Origin of the sequence: Microbacterium sp. bgisy189, from assembly GCF_965345345.1 — a bacterium.
GTDB lineage: Bacteria > Actinomycetota > Actinomycetes > Actinomycetales > Microbacteriaceae > Microbacterium.
This window is the reverse complement of the sequence record NZ_CBDRMZ010000007.1, coordinates 111518-130163: the sequence shown is the minus strand read 5'-3', so window position 1 is coordinate 130163 and position 18646 is coordinate 111518. Positions and strand designations below refer to the sequence as shown.

Genomic DNA, 18646 nt, shown 5'->3' with positions numbered 1-18646 from the left:
CAGCGAGTTCGCCCCCTCGGCTGTGAGGATGCCCCGGGCGCGTCGTCACCGGCCGCGGCGGCGCGTCTTGATCAGCACCACGACGGCTGCCGCGACGGTGAGCCCTGCCGACAGGAGCGCGACCGGCAGCACCGGGTCGTCGTCGTACATGTCGCCGGTCGTCCACCCGAGCAACGGGAACTGCGCGACCGCGAGCAGCGGCGGCAGCCACCGCACGAGGTCGCGGGCGACGCCACGAAGTCGCCTGCCCGCAGTCCACGCCGCGAGCGCACACAGCAGCGAGATCACGGCCGCTCCGACCGGCAGCACGATCGGCAGCGACGCCACCGCCGCGGCGCCGAGCCACTCCTGCTGCGAAGGCCCGGCGAACGTGCCCGCAGCGAACTGCAACTGCGTGCCGACGTACGCCGATGCCGACGGCCAGTCCTCATCGTCCGGGACGGCATCGAGGGTGGGATGCTGCGGGTCCTCGAACGGCACGACCGGCCGTTCCGGTCGATGCGGCAGATCGTCGATCCACCCGCTCGCTCCGATGAGCTGCTGGTCGAGGCCGTCTTCGACGGCGAGCGCGACGCGCAGGTGCTCCGGTTCGTGATCGACGCCCTCCCACGTCGTCGTCCACCACGGCAGCAGGGCCGTCCACCGCACCTGGTCGCGCCACTGGCCGTCGACCTGGGCGGCGGCGGCCGCGTCGGCGAGCGTGTACGACACCGTGAGGGTGTGCTCCCCCGGCCATTCGTCGAAGACGCGTGATTGTGCGAACGCGTATCCCTTGAGCCGATCCTGATCGAACGGAACCTCGGCGCCGTCCACGGTCATGCCCGTGACCGTCAGCTGCATGTCGTGGCCGTCGACGCGGTCGCGCCACACCCGGGTGATCTGCGGTATCGCTCGCAGGTTCGAGTCGACGTCCGCCGTCAGCGTCTCGACGACGTCGAGCTGGGCCCGCCCGTCGGCGGCGGTCCGCAGCGTCGCGTCGATGTCGACGTCCGACACGTAGACGCCGTAGTCTCCTTCGACGTCATCGAGGATCTCGAAGTGATCGGGGTCATGGCGCGTCGATGCCGGCACCGTGAAGGCGACGACGATGAGTGCGGCGGCGAGCAGCACCGCCCCGACACGGACCGCGAGGCGTCCGCCGGTCACGAAGTCGGGGTCGGCGAACACCTTCTCGGTGACCCCGGCCTGATCGAGCAGCCGCAGCATGAGCCTGCGCGCCTGGCGCGGCGGCTGGAACATGAGCACGTACGGCAGGTCGCGGTCCTTCGCCGTGATCCGTTCCGCGGCGAGGGTTTGCGACAGATGGAGCCGCTGACCGCGCAGGTGCTCGGCGGCGAGCGCCCCGGCGCGGGTCAGGGGCCTCGCCGACAGCGTCACCGCCAAGACGGCGACAGCGAGCAGCGTCGTCACCGCGACGACGGCGAGCGGCCACCAGTATTCCGAGAGCACCACCTGATGCGACAGCTGGCGCACGAGCCCCCACTGCACGAGGGTCCACGCGATCGTGCCGCCGAGGAACGCGTCGCGGACGAACCCCTTGGGGACGCGGCGCAGACCGAGCGCGAACTGCTCACGCCACGCCGGCGCACCGAGGTATCGGCTCCACGCCGCGGGGAGGTCGCCGAGGCGGCCGGTCCGCCGCGCGGCGCGCACGAGGGCGCGGGTACGGCGGGCGTCTCGATGCGTTCGATACGCGGTGAGGGCATCGACGAGGGGTGCGACGCGCACGGCGCGTGCCAGGCGCGCATCCAGCGGTGGGGTGCCCTCTTCTCTCGGTGCACTCTCGGGCACGAACCACTCACGACCGCGGGCGTCCGCCCACGCCACACGACGCGCCGCCACCGAGAGCAGCAGCGAGATCGCGAGCAGGGCCAGCGGCACGAACGGACCGATCACCTGCACCCAGAACACGAACGACGGCGGCGGCATCGTGAACGTGTCGGGTGCGAAGCGGAAGGTGAACCAGAAGGAGGCGTGCGGCGGCAGGTTCTGGTCGTTGTCGAGGGTGTAGACGACCGCGTCGTCGGTGGCCTCGTCGACGGTCAGCGTCGTCGAATCACTCAGCAGCAGCCACGCGACCCCGCCGCTCGGCTGCCGGTCGTACGAGGCCGCCAGCTCTTGCGGCACCGTGATGCGCACGGCCGTCTCTGCCACCGCGTGCGACCAGTCCGGCCCGAACACGTCCCATTGCAGGATCTGCTGCGGACGCTGCGATGAGCGATCCGCGCCGACGTAGGCGACGTCGTGCAGCGTGTACCGCAGCGAAACCCGGTGGTCGCCAGTGAGTTGCTCCCCCGCATCGATGACGATCGTCGTCTGCGTCGGCCCGCGCCGCACGTCGGCTTCGACCTGCTCACCGTCGAGGCTCGCCGCGGTCAGCTCGAGCGCGAGGTCGTGCCCCTCGTACTGGGTGGCGATGACGCGCTCCACCGTCGACTCCGACGTCTCGTCGGTGAACAGCACCTCGATGGTTTCGACGACCGTCGCCTCGAGACGCCCGTCCGCGTTTCGCTCCAGGGTGTAGTCGGCGTCGAAGGATCGGGCGATCCACGTCTCGGTCGCGTCGTCTGCCGACGAGGTGATGTCCTCGAAGCTGAGCGGCTCGTTGATGACGGGGCCGACCAGCAGCAGCACGCCGATCCCTGCGAGCACGGCCCAGAACACCTGGATCGTACGCCGAAGGCCCGTCCCGCCGCGCGAGCGCAACCACATCTCGAGCCTGCGCAGCATCGCCGACAACCACCGGTACACCGGCGTCTGCCTCGTCGGCGGCATCGGCACCGAACCGGCCGGGCGGTCGAGGGATGCCGCCCCGTCAGGCGTACCGCCGCCAGTCACGCCTTCTCGCCCAGCTCGATCAGTTCGCGGGCGTGGACGAGCGCCGCCTCCGAATCCGTCATGCCCGACAGCAGCCTGGCCATCTCCGCCTCGCGGTCGGCACCCTCGAGGGACCGAACGCTGGATGCCGTGACCGATCCGTCGCTCGACTTGACGACGGTCAAGTGGTTGTTCGCGAACGCCGCGACCTGCGCGAGATGGGTGACGGCGATGACCTGGCTGCGATCGGCGAGGCGCGCCAGCCTCCGACCGACCTCGATGGCCGCTGCTCCCCCGATCCCGGCATCCACTTCGTCGAAGACGAACGTCGGCACCGGGTCGACGCCGGCGATGACGACCTCGATCGCCAGCATCACGCGACTGAGTTCACCACCCGATGCACCCTTGGCCACCGAACGCGGCTGGGCTCCGGGGTGGGGAGCAAGGAGCAGCGTCACCTCGTCGCGGCCTGCGGTCGTCTGCGGGGCAGGCTCCACGGCGACGACGAGGCGGGCATCGGGAAGGGCGAGCTCGTGCAGTTCGGCGGTCACGGCTTCGGCGAGCCGCCCGGCAGCTTCGGACCGAGTCGCCGTGAGCGTCGCGGCCGCGGCATCCAGTGCGCGCGCGGCGGTATCGACTTCGACGCGGAGCCGCTCGAGGCGGTCTCCGTCGTCGTCGAGTTCGACCAGCCGCGCCGAACCCGTCTGCAGCATGTCGATCGCGGCGTCGACGCTCCCATGCGCGCGCACGAGCCCGTTCAGCTGCGCGCGCCGATCCTCGACGGCCGCCAGTTCGTGCGGCCCGCCCTCATCGAGGTCTGCGAGATATCCGCTGAGCTCGGCGGCGACGTCTGCGACGCGGTACCCGATCTCTTCGAGCACCGTGGCGAACGCGGCGAGCTGCTCGTCGCTCGCCGTCCGCTCCAGCGCACGGCGCGCCTCCGCCAGGAGCGCCGTGACATCGGTGCGGTCGTCCTCGCCGGAGAGGGCTTCGTGCGCGGTGGCTGCAGCGATCCGCAGCTCCTCCGCGTTGGCCAGCCGTTCGGCGCGGCGCGTCAACTCGGCGTCTTCGCCGGGTTGCGGATCGACCTGCTCGATCGCCGCCAACGCCTCTCGCAGGCGTTCCGCCTCCTGCGCGCGTTCGTCGCGTTCGGCGACGAGTGTCTCGAGTTCGCCGGCGACGCGCCGCCAGGTCTCGAACGCCTCCACGTAGACGGCGCGCGCCTCAGCCACTGCGGTGCCGCCGAACCGGTCGAGCGCGTCGCGCTGCGCAGCCGCCGACCGCAGGCGCAACTGATCGGCTTGCCCGTGCACGACGACGAGTTGGTCGGCGAGATCCGCGAGCACCCCGGCGGGCGCCGTCCGCCCGCCAACCGTGGCTCGGCTGCGGCCTTCCGCCGACAGGGACCGGCCGAGGTAGAGCTCCGCGCGGCCGCCGCCGATCGGCTCGACCTCGCCACCGGCGTCGCGAACCCGTTCGGCGACCGCGCCGTCGTCATCGACGAGCCAGACGCCCGAGACCGACGCCTGCTCGGCCCCGGAGCGCACGGCGCCCGAGTCCGCGCGCTGTCCTAGCAGCAGCCCGAGACCGGTCACGACCATCGTCTTTCCGGCGCCGGTCTCGCCGGTGATGGCGGTGAATCCGGGGCCGATCGGCAGGGTCGCCTGCGAGATGACCCCCAGATCGCGCAGGTCGATCTGTTCGATCATGCCGCTCCCGGCCCGCTCGGCGCCGCGGGTCCGCGCCACCCGTCGACCGGCAGACGGAACTTCGCGACGAGCCGGTCGGTGAACACGGCGGGATGCAGGCGCGCCAGCCGCACCGGCGCTTCGGAGCGTCGCACGACGACACGCGCACCGCGCGGCAGGTCGTGTGAGCGGCGCCCGTCGCACCACAGGATGCCGGAGCCGTCGGTGCGGGTGAGCACCTCGATCGCGACGGATGCGTCGGGGCCGATCACGAGCGGGCGGGCGAACAGTGCGTGTGCTGCGAGCGGGACGACCGCGATCGCCTCGACGCTCGGCCAGATCACGGGGCCCCCGCCTGAGAAACTGTAGGCGGTCGACCCGGTCGGGGTCGACACGACCACGCCGTCGCAGCCGAAGCTCGACAGCGGGCGGCCGTCGATCTCCATGACGACTTCGAGCATGCGCTCGCGCGACGCCTTCTCGACGGTGGCTTCGTTCAGCGCCCACGTCTCGTACACGACGTCGCCCGCGGCATCCTTCACGCGCACCGACAGTGCCATGCGCTCTTCGACGTCGTACTCGTGCGCGATCACCCGCCGGATCGCCTCGTCGAGCACGTCCGCTTCGATTTCGGCGAGAAAGCCGACATGCCCCATGTTGATGCCGAGCACCGGTGCGCGCCCGTCTCGGACGAGTTCCGCCGCGCGAAGGATCGTGCCGTCGCCTCCCAAGACGATGGCCAGGTCGATCTCGTCGACCTGGGCGTCGTCGCCGAGTCTGCCGACACCACGCAATTCACTCAGCGCCGCCGCGAGGTCGGCATCGTCGCCGGGCAGCACGGCACGTGCGTCGGCAGCCTGCAGCGCGGCGATCACGCGACGGGCGGCCGCGACGGTGTCCTCGCGCTGCGCGTGCGCGACCACCAGGACGGTGTGAGGGACGTTCGTCATCAGGCTCCCGCCAGTTCGTTCGCGATGCTCAACCATTGTGTCGGATTGCCCTCGGCGACATCGGCGCCCCGGGGGCGCAGATGCACCAGGTACTCCGCGTTGCCGTGGGTGCCGACGATCGGCGACGCGATGAGTCCGTGCACCCCGAGGCCGGCATCCCACGCCGCCCACAGCACGCCGGCGACCGCATCGGCCCGGCGCACAGGGTCGGTCACGAGCCCTTCGCGCACACCGGTACGACCGACCTCGAACTGGGGCTTGATGAGCAGCACGATGTCGGCACCGTGCGCCGCCACGTCGGCGACGGCCGGCAGCACGTGGGTGAGCGAGATGAACGAGAGGTCGCCGGTGATCACCGTGAAGTCCGCTTCGACACCTGATGCCGTCCGCAGTGACTGCGACGTCATGTTGCGCACGTTGAAGCCTTCGACGGCGCGCACACCGGCATCCGCCGCCACGGATTCGGCGAGTTGACCGTGACCGACGTCGACGGCGACGACGACCGGGGCACCGCGTTCGCGGAGCACCTGCGTGAAGCCGCCGGTCGATGCACCCATATCGAGCGCGGGCCGCCCCGTCGGGTCGACGGCGAACGCGTCGAGCGCGGCGATGAGCTTGTGGGCGGCACGGCTGACGTAGTGATCGGGCAGCGTGACCTCGATCTGCGCGTCATCTGCGACGCGCGCCGATGGCTTGACGACACCGACCCCGTCGACCCGGACGTGACCGTCCTGTACGAGCTGTGCGGCATGGGTACGCGAACGGGCCAGCCCGCGCGCGGCGATGACCGCGTCAAGTCGCCCGGTCATGCGGCGGGGTCGCGAGGCCCCGACTCGAGGCGTCGGGCGAGGTCGTCGTGCAGATTCGCGTACGCCGCGGCGCGCTCCGCGAGCGGCTGCTCCTCGATCACTTCGAGCGCTGAGAGCAGATCCTCGCGACGCGCATCGGCCTCATCCATCGCCATGGCTCCCACGATACGCGGGCGGTGGGCAGTTCTGCCCATTCACGCGGGCTCGGCGCCGTGCGTACGGTGAGGGCGCCCACGATCAGAATCGGAGGACTCCCCCCATGAAGACACGTACCCCCGTCCGAAAGATGCTCGCCGTCGCGGCGGCCGTCACCCTCGCCGTCACGCTGACACCGTCGTCGGCGACCGCGGCGAACTACGCGAAGAGCGACTACCCCGCAGCGGTCATGACGTACCGCGCGCACCCCGCCGGCTTCAACGACGCCGCCGAGGTCACCAAGCCCGGCCCCCGCTGCAACGTGGCGACCACGACCATGGAGGCGGGCGGCGTTCGCGTCACGGTGCGCACCGAACTCGCCGCGCTCGTGAAGGAGCTGCTCAAGCGCACGAAGCAGATGGGCTACACGATGCACGCCGCGAGCACAGGCGGATACAACTGCCGCTACATCTCGGGCACGACGACCCCCTCGAACCACGCGTACGGCCGCGCCGTCGACATCAACTGGAACGAGAACCCGCACAGCTACACGTTCCGCAGCACGATCCCGCCCAAGGTCGTGAAGATGTGGATGAACGCGGGCTTCTACTGGGGCGGCCACTACTCCAAGCCCGACACGATGCACTTCGAGTACGTGGGCGCCAAGAGCGCGATCGGCACGTACTACCAGAAGCTCACCGGCTCGCCGGTGCCGACGACCCCGACGCCGACCGAGACCGCGTTCCCGACGGTGAAGGCGGGAAGCGGCAACAGCGCGGCCGTCAAGACGCTGCAGTACGGCCTGCAGGCACGCGGATACAGCCTGACCGTCGATGGTGCGTTCGGCGCGAAGACGAAGGCGGCACTGGTCGCCTTCCAGAAGTCGCGCGGACTGACCGCTGACGGCATCGCCGGCGCGAAGACGTGGCCGGCGCTGCTGCCGACCGTGCGTTCGGGTTCGCATGGCGCAGCGGTGCGCGCCCTGCAGGTGGAACTGCGCGCGGCAGGACACTCGGTGGCGGTCGACGGCGTGTTCGGCGCCGGCACGAAGGCGGCTGTCGTCGCCTACCAGAAGGCGAAGGGCCTCACCGCAGACGGCATCGTCGGCGCGAAGACCTGGGGATCGCTCGTCGACTGACGATGCAAAACGCGAAGGGCCACGGGCGGTGATCGCTCGTGGCCCTTCGCCATGTCGTTTCGTCAGGGACGGTGGAACGGATCCGCGTAGAGCCGCTCGGGCACACGGAACCCGTAGATCGCCCGACCCGTCGACCAGATCGCTGCGGCACCCGCACGGACGAGGTCGATGGGGCGTGCCCCTTCCGAGACGATGCGCACATCCGCGCCGTCGATTCGGACGGCGGCGGATCCGACGGTCGTTGTGTCGCCGGCCGTGACGACCTCTGGATAGGGCTCGTGCAGTTCGCGCAGATCGCCGAGGATGTAGGTCGGTCGCGACGTCGGCGGAGCGGCAAGCACGTGTTTGGGTCGATCGATGCCGGTGAGGACGAGTGCGGAGTCGATGCCGGCTGCCTGCGCACCTGCGATGTCGGTGTCGAGCCGGTCACCGAGGAACAGTGGACGCTGCGCGCCGAACCGGGCGACCGCTTCGGCGAAGATCGGTGTCTCGGGCTTGCCTGCGACCGTCGCGAGACGCCCGACCGCCGTGTGCACGGCGGAGACGAGCGTGCCGTTGCCGGGTGCGATGCCGCGCGCCTGCGGGATCGTCCAGTCGGTGTTGGTTGCGATCCAGGGGATGCCGCCCTCTTCTTCCGGCAGGGCGAGGGCGTAGGCGGCTTCAGCGAGTTCCGCCCACCCGATCTCGGGGGCGAAGCCCTGCACGACGGCGGCAGGCGCGTCCTCGGCACTGCGGGTGACGCGATATCCGGCCTTCTCCGCCTCGAACACGAGTCCGTCCCCGCCGACGATCAGTACCGTCACTCCCGGCGCGACCCGCTCGGCAAGAAGCCGCATCGCCGCTTGCGGGCTCGTGACGACATCCTCCGGACGGGTGGCAGTCAGCCCGAGGTCGCGCAGATGCTCGGCGACGACGGCGTCACGACGGGATGCGTTATTGGTGATGTAGCCGAGACGACGCGTCCGGCCGGCATCGTTCAGGCTGTCGATCGCGTACGGCAGCGGTCCGGGTCCTGCGTACACGACACCGTCGAGGTCCGCCAGGACGGCGTCGACCCCATCGAGCGGCGTCGGGCGCCGCTTGCCGAACAGCGGCATCAGGCCTCTTCCCCTTCGCGAGGTTGCGACGCCACCGCGTCGGCTGCCGCCTCGACTGCGTCGGCCGACTCCGCGTCTGTGGCTTCGAATTCCGAGTCGTCTTCGAGCTCGAGTTCTTCGATCTCTTCGATCTCGAGCAGTTCGCGGTCGGCTTCCGTGCTGCCGATCGCTTCGTCTGCGATCTCGGCGCGACGGCGCCACTGTGCAGCTTCGTCGTCACGGCCGAGCTCTTCGAGCACCGCGGCGCGTGCTGCGAACAGGGCAGAACTCCACGAGAAGGCACGGTCGGGGTCGAGTTCGGGGATGTCGAGCTCACCGAGCGCGCGATCGGGCTGGCCGAGATCGAGGCGAGCGCCCGACATGGCGATCGCGAGCTCGACGCGGACCTGCACCGGCAAGGCGCTGCGATCGACACCACGCCCTTCTTCGAGCGCGCGGTCCGCGCGGCCGACGCCGCGTTCGCTGTCGACGATGAGGGCGATCTGTTCGTCGCTGCCCGAGATGCGCCGGTAGGTGCGCAGCTCACGGAGCGCGAGCGCATAGTCACCGGTCGCGTATGCCGTGATGCCGACGGTCTCGCGCACGACAGCAACGCGGCCGGCCCGACGCGAGGCCGCAAGCGCGTGCTGGTGCGCGAGGTCGGGATCGTCGTCGATGAGGCGCGCGGCCATTGCGAGATGCCGAGCGACCTGCTCCGCGTTCTCCTTGGACAGCGTCTTCAGCTCGTTACGGGCAGCACCCGGAAGATCACGAGCGGTGATCTCCTCGGGAATCTCCGGCCCCTGCGCGGCGCGCCGTTCAGCCGACTGCGGCGGACGCGAGTTGCGGCGATCCCCGTCGCGGGCACCATATCGCTTCCGATCGCGGTCGCCGTAGGGCTTCCGATCGCGGTCGCCGTAGGGCTTCCGATCGCGGTCGCCGTAGGGCTTCCGATCGCGGTCGCGGTAGGGCTTCGCGTCACGACGCTCGAACGGCTTCTTCTCACGGTCGCCGTAGGGCTTCCGGTCCCGATCACCGGAAGGCTTGCGTTCCCGGTCCCCGTACGGCTTCCGGTCGCGATCCCGGTTGGGCTTCCGCTCGCCGGTCGATCGATCGTCACGGCGCTCGAACGGCCGCTTCTCGCGATCTCCGTACGGCTTTCGGTCGCGATCGCCGAAGGAACGGCGCTGCGCACCGCTGTCGGAGCCGCGCGCGCCCCCGCGGGATGCGCCGGCACCTCGTGTGTCTCGGCGGGATCCGGAATCGGCCGCGCTGAAGCGCGGCTTGCGGCCCTTCTCGGGGCGCTCTTCTTCGGTCATCGCGTCTTCCTTTCAGGGCGCGTTAACGAGAAATGGCCACCCAGCACTGGGCGGCCATTTCACGAAAGAAGTCCGGCGGTGTCCTACTCTCCCACAGGGTCCCCCCTGCAGTACCATCGGCGCTGTGAGGCTTAGCTTCCGGGTTCGGAATGTAACCGGGCGTTTCCCTCACGCTATGGCCGCCGAAACACTATTGATGTTTCAGTCTGCATAACTCATCGAGTCATGCGGTTCTCGACCGTACATCGAGAACCACTCAGTGGACGCAAGCATCGTTCAAAACGAAGGTGTTATCAAGTCATCGGCTTATTAGTACCGGTCAGCTTCACGCGTTACCGCGCTTCCACATCCGGCCTATCAACCCAGTAGTCTGGCTGGGAGCCTCTCGCCCGAAGGCATGGAAATCTCATCTTGAGGCCGGCTTCCCGCTTAGATGCTTTCAGCGGTTATCCATCCCGAACGTAGCTAACCAGCGGTGCTCTTGGCAGAACAACTGGCACACCAGAGGTTCGTCCAACCCGGTCCTCTCGTACTAGGGTCAGATCCTCTCAAATTTCCTACGCGCGCAGCGGATAGGGACCGAACTGTCTCACGACGTTCTAAACCCAGCTCGCGTACCGCTTTAATGGGCGAACAGCCCAACCCTTGGGACCTACTCCAGCCCCAGGATGCGACGAGCCGACATCGAGGTGCCAAACCATGCCGTCGATATGGACTCTTGGGCAAGATCAGCCTGTTATCCCCGAGGTACCTTTTATCCGTTGAGCGACAGCGCTTCCACAAGCCACTGCCGGATCACTAGTCCCGACTTTCGTCCCTGCTCGACCTGTCAGTCTCACAGTCAAGCTCCCTTGTGCACTTACACTCGCCACCTGATTGCCAACCAGGTTGAGGGAACCTTTGGGCGCCTCCGTTACTTTTTGGGAGGCAACCGCCCCAGTTAAACTACCCACCAGGCACTGTCCCTGAACCGGATTACGGTTCGAAGTTAGATATCCAGAGTGACCAGAGTGGTATTTCAACAATGACTCCACGGTAACTGGCGTCACCGCTTCAAAGTCTCCCACCTATCCTACACAAGCCACACCGAACACCAATACCAAGCTGTAGTAAAGGTCACGGGGTCTTTCCGTCCTGCTGCGCGTAACGAGCATCTTTACTCGTAGTGCAATTTCGCCGAGTTCGCGGTTGAGACAGTTGGGAAGTCGTTACGCCATTCGTGCAGGTCGGAACTTACCCGACAAGGAATTTCGCTACCTTAGGATGGTTATAGTTACCACCGCCGTTTACTGGGGCTTAAATTCTGAGCTTCGCTTGCGCTAACCCGTCCTCTTAACCTTCCAGCACCGGGCAGGCGTCAGTCCGTATACATCGTCTTGCGACTTGGCACGGACCTGTGTTTTTAATAAACAGTCGCTACCCACTAGTCTCTGCGGCCTCCAAACGCTTTCGGAGCAAGTCCTAATACGTCGAAGGCCCCCCTTCTCCCGAAGTTACGGGGGCATTTTGCCGAGTTCCTTAACCACGATTCTCTCGATCTCCTTGGTATTCTCTACCTGACCACCTGAGTCGGTTTGGGGTACGGGCAGCTAGAACCTCGCGTCGATGCTTTTCTCGGCAGCATAGGATCACCCACTTTTTATCCGCATCGTGTCTCAGCCATAAGAGCGACGGATTTGCCTATCGCTCGGCCTACGCACTTGCCCCGGGACAACCATCGCCCGGGTTGGGCTACCTTCCTGCGTCACACCTGTTAATACGCTAGCCGCACCAGCATGGGGTCGAGCGTTCACACGGACGTCATCACCCCGAAGGGATCCGTACATTCCGAGCTAGGACTCTTAGCACCACTGGATTAGCTTGGGCGGTTCTTCGCCGGTACGGGAATATCAACCCGTTGTCCATCGACTACGCCTGTCGGCCTCGCCTTAGGTCCCGACTTACCCAGGGAAGATTAGCTTGACCCTGGAACCCTTGGTCTTTCGGAGGACGTGTTTCTCACACGTCTTTCGCTACTCATGCCTGCATTCTCACTCGTGTAGCGTCCACGGCTGGTTTACACCGCCGCTTCACTCGCCACACGACGCTCTCCTACCCATCAACACGGCTGGACCACGAAGGCCTACCAATAATGTCAATGCCACAACTTCGGTGGCGTGCTTGAGCCCCGTTACATTGTCGGCGCGGAATCACTTGACCAGTGAGCTATTACGCACTCTTTCAAGGGTGGCTGCTTCTAAGCCAACCTCCTGGTTGTCACAGCAACTCCACATCCTTTCCCACTTAGCACGCGCTTTGGGACCTTAGTTGGTGGTCTGGGTTGTTTCCCTCTCGACTATGAAGCTTATCCCCCACAGTCTCACTGCTGCGCTCTCACTTACCGGCATTCGGAGTTTGGCTGACGTCAGTAACCTGGTGAGGCCCATCGGCCATCCAGTAGCTCTACCTCCGGCAAGAAACACGCAACGCTGCACCTAAATGCATTTCGGAGAGAACCAGCTATCACGAAGTTTGATTGGCCTTTCACCCCTATCCACAGCTCATCCCCTCAGTTTTCAACCTAAGTGGGTTCGGCCCTCCACGACGTCTTACCGTCGCTTCAGCCTGGCCATGGATAGATCACTTCGCTTCGGGTCTAGGACACGCGACTGAATCGCCCTATTCAGACTCGCTTTCGCTACGGCTACCCCTCTCGGGTTAACCTCGCCACGTATCGCTAACTCGCAGGCTCATTCTTCAAAAGGCACGCTGTCACAGCTGCTAGGGCTGCTCCAACGGTTTGTAAGCAAACGGTTTCAGGTACTATTTCACTCCCCTCCCGGGGTACTTTTCACCTTTCCCTCACGGTACTTGTCCGCTATCGGTCATCTGGGAGTATTTAGGCTTATCAGGTGGTCCTGACAGATTCACACGGGATTTCTCGGGCCCCGTGCTACTTGGGATACTCTTCGCGCCAAGGGAGGCATTTCGACTACGGGGTTGGCACCCTCTATGACCCGCCTTTCAATGCGGTTCGTCTATACCTTCTTGTAACGCCGGCTGTTCGGCAGAACAGCCTGAAAAGTCCCACAACCCCGAATACGCAACTCCTGCCGGATATCACACGTACTCGGTTTAGCCTGTTCCGGTTTCGCTCGCCACTACTAACGGAATCGCGGTTGCTTTCTCTTCCTGTGGGTACTGAGATGTTTCACTTCCCCACGTTCCCTCTACCCGCCCTATATATTCAGGCGGGAGTCACTGGGTCGGCACGCCGCCCAGCGGGGTTTCCCCATTCGGAGATCCTCGGATCAAAGTGTGCTTATCCACTCCCCGAGGCTTATCGCAGATTGCTACGTCCTTCTTCGGCTCCAGATGCCAAGGCATCCACCGTTTGCTCTTAAAGACTTGAAATCACATGAGTTTGAATCGTCAATTGAAATTGACTAATGATCTTTAAGATCATCTATACGAGACGACCGAAGTCGTCTCGAAGATGCTCGCGTCCACTGTGTAGTTCTCAAAGTACGGGCGGTACCTTCTCCGCTGCCGGCGCTGCCGGCGTCAGAAAAGGTCCTGAGGTTGGTTGGCTCCGAAGAGCTCATCCGGTCCCTCAGGACCCAACAGCGTGCATGTGCCGGTCGGCTCGCTCCGAACTGTTCCAGCTGCAAGCAGCGTACTGAGTTCGAGGTTCACCCTCCGGCACCTCGTCAAATGTTCCACCCATGAGCTAACCGGCGAGAACGTTCGTCTCGATCCGGCGCCTGGACACCCGTGGGTGCCAGATGCTCCTTAGAAAGGAGGTGATCCAGCCGCACCTTCCGGTACGGCTACCTTGTTACGACTTAGTCCTAATTACCGATCCCACCTTCGACGGCTCCCTCCACAAGGGTTGGGCCACCGGCTTCAGGTGTTACCGACTTTCATGACTTGACGGGCGGTGTGTACAAGACCCGGGAACGTATTCACCGCAGCGTTGCTGATCTGCGATTACTAGCGACTCCGACTTCATGAGGTCGAGTTGCAGACCTCAATCCGAACTGGGACCGGCTTTTTGGGATTCGCTCCACCTTGCGGTATTGCAGCCCTTTGTACCGGCCATTGTAGCATGCGTGAAGCCCAAGACATAAGGGGCATGATGATTTGACGTCATCCCCACCTTCCTCCGAGTTGACCCCGGCAGTATCCCATGAGTTCCCACCATTACGTGCTGGCAACATAGAACGAGGGTTGCGCTCGTTGCGGGACTTAACCCAACATCTCACGACACGAGCTGACGACAACCATGCACCACCTGTTTACGAGTGTCCAAAGAGTTGACCATTTCTGGCCCGTTCTCGTATATGTCAAGCCTTGGTAAGGTTCTTCGCGTTGCATCGAATTAATCCGCATGCTCCGCCGCTTGTGCGGGTCCCCGTCAATTCCTTTGAGTTTTAGCCTTGCGGCCGTACTCCCCAGGCGGGGAACTTAATGCGTTAGCTACGTCACGGAATCCGTGGAATGGACCCCACAACTAGTTCCCAACGTTTACGGGGTGGACTACCAGGGTATCTAAGCCTGTTTGCTCCCCACCCTTTCGCTCCTCAGCGTCAGTTACGGCCCAGAGATCTGCCTTCGCCATCGGTGTTCCTCCTGATATCTGCGCATTCCACCGCTACACCAGGAATTCCAATCTCCCCTACCGCACTCTAGTCTGCCCGTACCCACTGCAGGCCCGAGGTTGAGCCTCGGGTTTTCACAGCAGACGCGACAGACCGCCTACGAGCTCTTTACGCCCAATAATTCCGGATAACGCTTGCGCCCTACGTATTACCGCGGCTGCTGGCACGTAGTTAGCCGGCGCTTTTTCTGCAGGTACCGTCACTTTCGCTTCTTCCCTGCTAAAAGAGGTTTACAACCCGAAGGCCGTCATCCCTCACGCGGCGTTGCTGCATCAGGCTTTCGCCCATTGTGCAATATTCCCCACTGCTGCCTCCCGTAGGAGTCTGGGCCGTGTCTCAGTCCCAGTGTGGCCGGTCACCCTCTCAGGCCGGCTACCCGTCGACGCCTTGGTGAGCCGTTACCTCACCAACTAGCTGATAGGCCGCGAGCCCATCCCAGACCGAAGTTCTTTCCAGCTGCTGAAGATGCCTTCGCAGCTCGTATCCGGTATTAGACGCCGTTTCCAGCGCTTATCCCAGAGTCCGGGGCAGGTTGCTCACGTGTTACTCACCCGTTCGCCACTGATCCACAGGAGCAAGCTCCTGCTTCACCGTTCGACTTGCATGTGTTAAGCACGCCGCCAGCGTTCATCCTGAGCCAGGATCAAACTCTCCGTAAAGAAATGTTGTCGACAGCGACCGGAATAGGGTCACTGCGACGAGTTTGATCTGACCAAAGGGATGTCATTGCTGACTATCCGTTGCCGGCACCGAAGTGCCGGTCTTTGATCCAAAGGAATCTCATTCAGCCGAAGCTGAATCGAGGTTTTTTGGCATTTGACAAGTGCACGCTGTTGAGTTCTCAAGGATCGGATGCTCCTGCCGTTCAGCCTCTCGGCCTCCCCTGCAGGGCAACTTCTCTATCTTATTCTTCGTGTCCGGCTTGTCAAATCGGCGTTTTCCGTGATGGAAGCGGCTGGTTCGACGGCCTGAGGCACAAAGATCGAGATGCTGTCCGGAGCGTTCGGATCTCAGTGGATCTCGCTGCTCTCGGGCAACTTCTCTATCTTATCCCTCCCGCTCAGCTTGTCAAATCGGCTGTCCGTGACTGTTTTCGCGTCTCCGGCAGCACTCATCGACAAGACTCGAGGAGTGGGATCCCCCATGCTAGGCCTTCGACACGCAGACACACAAGGAATCTTTGTTTTGAAGGAGGGGGTTGGTTCTCCGCTTGAGGGGGCGAGGCCTTTCGGCCTTCTCGCTCTTCCCTGTGGGGCGAACAGGTAATAACTTACGTGCGTTGCGGGGGTCCGGCAAATCAGGCTCGCATCCCGGGCGTGTCGCGTCCGAGATCGTTGATTTTCCGCGGTTTCGCCGCGCACGCGGCAAAACGACGCCGCCCGGTCCACAAGGAACCGGGCGGCGTCGTTCGCGATGTCATGGTCAGGATGCCAAGAAGACTCCCGCGAGCGTCTTCTTGCCACGGCGCAGCACGGACACTCCCCCGGGGAGCGAGCCGGCGATCGAAGTCGCGTCGTCATCGACCTTCGCACCGTCGAGCACGACGCCCCCCTGCGCGATCGCGCGCCGCGCCTCGCCGAGGCTCGTGACCAACCCCGTATCGACGAGCGCCTGCACGACGGAGGTGCCGGCCGTGACCGTCGCGTTCGGCAGTTCCTCGAGTGCGGCGCGCAGCGTCTGCGCATCGAGCGACGCGAGTTCGCCACGACCGAAGAGCGCATCTGACGCCGCAGCTGCCGCGCCGGTCGCTTCCCTTCCATGGACGAGGGTCGTCACTTCGAGGGCCAACCGCTTCTGTGCGGCACGTCGGAACGGCTCATCGGCGACTGCGCGCTCGTACTCCTCGATCTCGGCACGCGTGAGGAAGGTGAACACCTTCAGACGTGCGATCACGTCGGCGTCGTCGGTGTTCAGCCAGAACTGGTACATGCGGTACGGGCTGCACATGGCGGCATCCAGCCAGATCGCGTTGCCCTCGCTCTTGCCGAACTTGGTGCCGTCGGTGTTCGTGATCAGCGGCGTGCCGATGGCGTGCGCCGAGACGCCCTCGACCCGGTGGATGAGGTCCGTGCCGCTGGTGAGGTTGCCCCACTGGTCGCTGCCGCCCGTCTGCAGCACACAGTCGTACTGGCGGTGCAGCTCGAGGAAGTCCATGCCCTGCAGGATCTGGTAGCTGAACTCCGTGTAGCTGATGCCGGCATCGGAGTTCAGGCGCGCGGCGACGGCATCCTTCTTGAGCATCGTGCCGACGCGGTAGTGCTTGCCGATCTCACGCAGGAAATCGATCGCACTCATCGGCGCGGTCCAGTCGAGGTTGTTCACCATGCGCGCGGCGTTGTCGCCCTCGAAGCTCAGGAACCGCTCGACCTGCGCGCGCAGGTACCCGACCCACTCGGCAACCGTGTCCTTCGTGTTGAGCGTGCGCTCGGACGACGGACGAGGATCACCGATGAGACCGGTCGACCCGCCGACGAGACCGAGCGGCTTGTGGCCGGCCAACTGCAGACGACGCAGCAGAAGGAGCTGCACGAGGTTGCCCAGGTGCAGGCTCGGCGCTGTCGGGTCGAACCCGCAGTAATACGTGATCGGGCCGCCGGAGAGCAGGGCGCGCAGCGCCTCCTGGTCGGTGGACACGTGCACCAGGCCGCGCCAGACGATCTCATCCCAGACGTTCTCGAACGTCGGATCGTTGGCGGGCGCCAGGGCGCTCACGATGGTTTCGGACACGCGTTCCAGGCTATCAGCGGGCGTGTGTCCGCCAGTCGCATCCGGGGCCCGTGTCAGACTGGCGCCATGGACCTCCCCGTGCCGGACATCGTGCTGATCACCGCCCTGTCGATCACCGTGTTCGGTGCACTGTGCACCGCGCTCGTGCTGACGATGCTCAATCTGCGGACGCCGCGAACCGCACCGCTCGCCGTCGCGGCGGGGCTGCTGGTGCTCGCCGTCGTCGTCGTTTCGGTGACCCCCGTCGGCGTTCCGGCGCTTCTCGGCGCGATCATCGCGCTGCTGGCCGTCGCCGTCGCCGTCTTCGGCGGAAACCCGATCACCCGACGCGTCCTCGACATCGCCACCGGCGGGCGCGTGCGCGAGACGGCCGACGGTGGCATCCTGCTGCCTGCGCGACGTGATCCGGCGGCAGCAGCGGGCGAGATGGAGCCGCTGCTGCGCGGAGGGACGACGATCGGCTACCTCGAACGACTCGCCGTCGCCGTGGGCGTGATCTCGGGCTATCCGGAAGCGATCGCCGTCATCGTGGCGATCAAGGGCATCGGGCGATTCTCCGAGCTGGCCGCCGCTGAGGCGCGCGAACGGTTCATCATCGGCACACTCGCGAGTCTCGTCTGGGCCTGCGTGTGCGGCGCGATCGTGCGTCTCGCGCTGTGGTGAGCTTCTCTCAGGACTGACGCAGCACGGCGAAGCCCTCGATCAGGGCGGTCGCTCCCCCCCGCGACAGCGCCTGCGAGACGGCGGACTGCGTGATGCCTTCGTCTGCGGCCAACTGCCGCTGCGTGCGACCCAGGCACCTGCCGTACGTGAGCCTGCGCGTGCGTTCGGTCATGTCGGCGACGATGCGGTCGCGCGCGAGGAGGTAGGCGTTCACGGCCGGCAGACCGGTCCCGTCGATCCCGTCCGCAGCGACCACCCACGTCCGGGCCTCCGGCGCAGCGCGCTGCTCGAACGCGTGGACCTTCTCGATCGCAGCGCGTGCAGCCCACCAGCCCGGCCCGTCCGGGATGGGACCGTCGACCGCGGGCACCTCGCCGAGCTCCCCCACGCCGATGCCGAAGCGCAGATCGACCCCGTCGGGAAGTGCGAGTCGCACGAGCAGCGTGCCGAGCAGTGCCGCAGTGAGGTCGGGGTACACGCCCTGCTGCTCGTCGCCGACCGTCGGACGCAGCTGCCGAGAGGCCAGCGGCAGATCGCGCTCCGCTGCCGCGATCGCGTCGTCGATCGCGCGCTGCGCACCGGTTCGATCCTCGAGCCGGCGCGAGCCGACGATGTCGGCGGTCACTGCGACGTTCATGACATCAGGGTATCACTTATCTTTTCGAGATATTAGTGAAAGTCTAA

The 18646-nt window shown here is 65.5% G+C and carries 11 protein-coding genes and 3 rRNA genes; 2 read left to right on the top strand and 12 right to left on the bottom strand.

Going from position 1 to position 18646, the window contains the following annotated elements; translation table 11 throughout:
* Positions 1–45 precede the first annotated feature (45 nt).
* Genes ACSF8R_RS10510 through ACSF8R_RS10490 form a run of 5 tightly spaced genes read right to left on the bottom strand, consistent with a single transcriptional unit; the run spans position 46 to position 6419 of the window.
* Positions 46–2838, bottom strand: coding sequence for a DUF2207 domain-containing protein (locus ACSF8R_RS10510; RefSeq protein ID WP_434811828.1), 2793 nt, complete (start codon positions 2836–2838; stop codon positions 46–48).
* Complete coding sequence (recN, locus tag ACSF8R_RS10505) at positions 2835–4526, bottom strand: DNA repair protein RecN (RefSeq protein ID WP_434811827.1); 1692 nt, start codon at positions 4524–4526, stop codon at positions 2835–2837. The genes ACSF8R_RS10510 and recN overlap by 4 nt, the downstream gene beginning before the upstream one ends.
* Complete coding sequence (locus ACSF8R_RS10500) at positions 4523–5455, bottom strand: NAD kinase (RefSeq protein WP_434811826.1); 933 nt, start codon at positions 5453–5455, stop codon at positions 4523–4525. The genes recN and ACSF8R_RS10500 overlap by 4 nt, the downstream gene beginning before the upstream one ends.
* The gene (locus ACSF8R_RS10495; protein WP_434811825.1) at positions 5455–6264 is read right to left on the bottom strand and encodes a TlyA family RNA methyltransferase; all 810 of its coding nucleotides are present in this window, start codon (positions 6262–6264) and stop codon (positions 5455–5457) included. Before ACSF8R_RS10495 ends, ACSF8R_RS10500 begins: the two co-directional genes overlap by 1 nt.
* Positions 6261–6419: a hypothetical protein gene (locus ACSF8R_RS10490; RefSeq protein ID WP_434811824.1), complete on the bottom strand. Its 159-nt coding sequence runs from the start codon at positions 6417–6419 to the stop codon at positions 6261–6263. The genes ACSF8R_RS10495 and ACSF8R_RS10490 overlap by 4 nt, the downstream gene beginning before the upstream one ends.
* A gap of 104 nt (positions 6420–6523) precedes the next feature.
* Here ACSF8R_RS10490 and ACSF8R_RS10485 point away from each other — a divergent pair, with 104 nt between their 5' ends.
* The gene (locus ACSF8R_RS10485; RefSeq protein ID WP_434811823.1) at positions 6524–7537 is read left to right on the top strand and encodes a peptidoglycan-binding protein; all 1014 of its coding nucleotides are present in this window, start codon (positions 6524–6526) and stop codon (positions 7535–7537) included.
* Between the two features lie 62 nt (positions 7538–7599).
* Here ACSF8R_RS10485 and ACSF8R_RS10480 read toward each other — a convergent pair whose 3' ends face one another.
* From ACSF8R_RS10480 to tyrS, 6 genes are all read right to left on the bottom strand, one after another.
* Positions 7600–8634, bottom strand: coding sequence for an HAD-IIA family hydrolase (locus ACSF8R_RS10480; RefSeq protein WP_434811822.1), 1035 nt, complete (start codon positions 8632–8634; stop codon positions 7600–7602).
* On the bottom strand, positions 8634–9932 hold the full coding sequence (locus ACSF8R_RS10475) for a primosomal protein (protein WP_434811821.1): 1299 nt from the start codon (positions 9930–9932) through the stop codon (positions 8634–8636). The genes ACSF8R_RS10480 and ACSF8R_RS10475 overlap by 1 nt, the downstream gene beginning before the upstream one ends.
* Before the next feature lie 70 nt (positions 9933–10002).
* Positions 10003–10119 (bottom strand): 5S ribosomal RNA (rrf, locus tag ACSF8R_RS10470).
* Between the two features lie 102 nt (positions 10120–10221).
* Positions 10222–13325, bottom strand: a 23S ribosomal RNA gene (locus ACSF8R_RS10465).
* Positions 13326–13707: 382 nt separating this feature from the next.
* Positions 13708–15231, bottom strand: a 16S ribosomal RNA gene (locus ACSF8R_RS10460).
* The 16S, 23S and 5S rRNA genes sit together here, the layout of an rRNA operon.
* Before the next feature lie 763 nt (positions 15232–15994).
* The gene (gene tyrS, locus ACSF8R_RS10455) at positions 15995–17299 is read right to left on the bottom strand and encodes a tyrosine--tRNA ligase (protein WP_434811820.1); all 1305 of its coding nucleotides are present in this window, start codon (positions 17297–17299) and stop codon (positions 15995–15997) included.
* A gap of 66 nt (positions 17300–17365) precedes the next feature.
* Here tyrS and ACSF8R_RS10450 point away from each other — a divergent pair, with 66 nt between their 5' ends.
* Positions 17366–17962 (top strand): hypothetical protein, encoded by a 597-nt coding sequence (locus ACSF8R_RS10450; protein ID WP_434811819.1) that lies wholly within the window; start codon positions 17366–17368, stop codon positions 17960–17962.
* A gap of 7 nt (positions 17963–17969) precedes the next feature.
* Here ACSF8R_RS10450 and ACSF8R_RS10445 read toward each other — a convergent pair whose 3' ends face one another.
* Positions 17970–18599 (bottom strand): SatD family protein, encoded by a 630-nt coding sequence (locus ACSF8R_RS10445; protein ID WP_434811818.1) that lies wholly within the window; start codon positions 18597–18599, stop codon positions 17970–17972.
* Positions 18600–18646: the final 47 nt, after the last annotated feature.

Excerpts from the sequence above, each read along its gene's own strand:
- ACSF8R_RS10485 (WP_434811823.1), top strand. The coding sequence starts at position 6,524 with ATGAAGACACGTACCCCCGTCCGAAAGATGCTCGCCGTCGCGGCGGCC.
- ACSF8R_RS10495 (WP_434811825.1), bottom strand. The coding sequence starts at position 6,264 with ATGACCGGGCGACTTGACGCGGTCATCGCCGCGCGCGGGCTGGCCCGT.
- ACSF8R_RS10500 (WP_434811826.1), bottom strand. The coding sequence starts at position 5,455 with ATGACGAACGTCCCTCACACCGTCCTGGTGGTCGCGCACGCGCAGCGC.
- ACSF8R_RS10445 (WP_434811818.1), bottom strand. The coding sequence starts at position 18,599 with ATGAACGTCGCAGTGACCGCCGACATCGTCGGCTCGCGCCGGCTCGAG.
- ACSF8R_RS10490 (WP_434811824.1), bottom strand. The coding sequence starts at position 6,419 with ATGGCGATGGATGAGGCCGATGCGCGTCGCGAGGATCTGCTCTCAGCG.
- ACSF8R_RS10475 (WP_434811821.1), bottom strand. The coding sequence starts at position 9,932 with ATGACCGAAGAAGAGCGCCCCGAGAAGGGCCGCAAGCCGCGCTTCAGC.
- ACSF8R_RS10480 (WP_434811822.1), bottom strand. The coding sequence starts at position 8,634 with ATGCCGCTGTTCGGCAAGCGGCGCCCGACGCCGCTCGATGGGGTCGAC.
- ACSF8R_RS10450 (WP_434811819.1), top strand. The coding sequence starts at position 17,366 with ATGGACCTCCCCGTGCCGGACATCGTGCTGATCACCGCCCTGTCGATC.
- recN (WP_434811827.1), bottom strand. The coding sequence starts at position 4,526 with ATGATCGAACAGATCGACCTGCGCGATCTGGGGGTCATCTCGCAGGCG.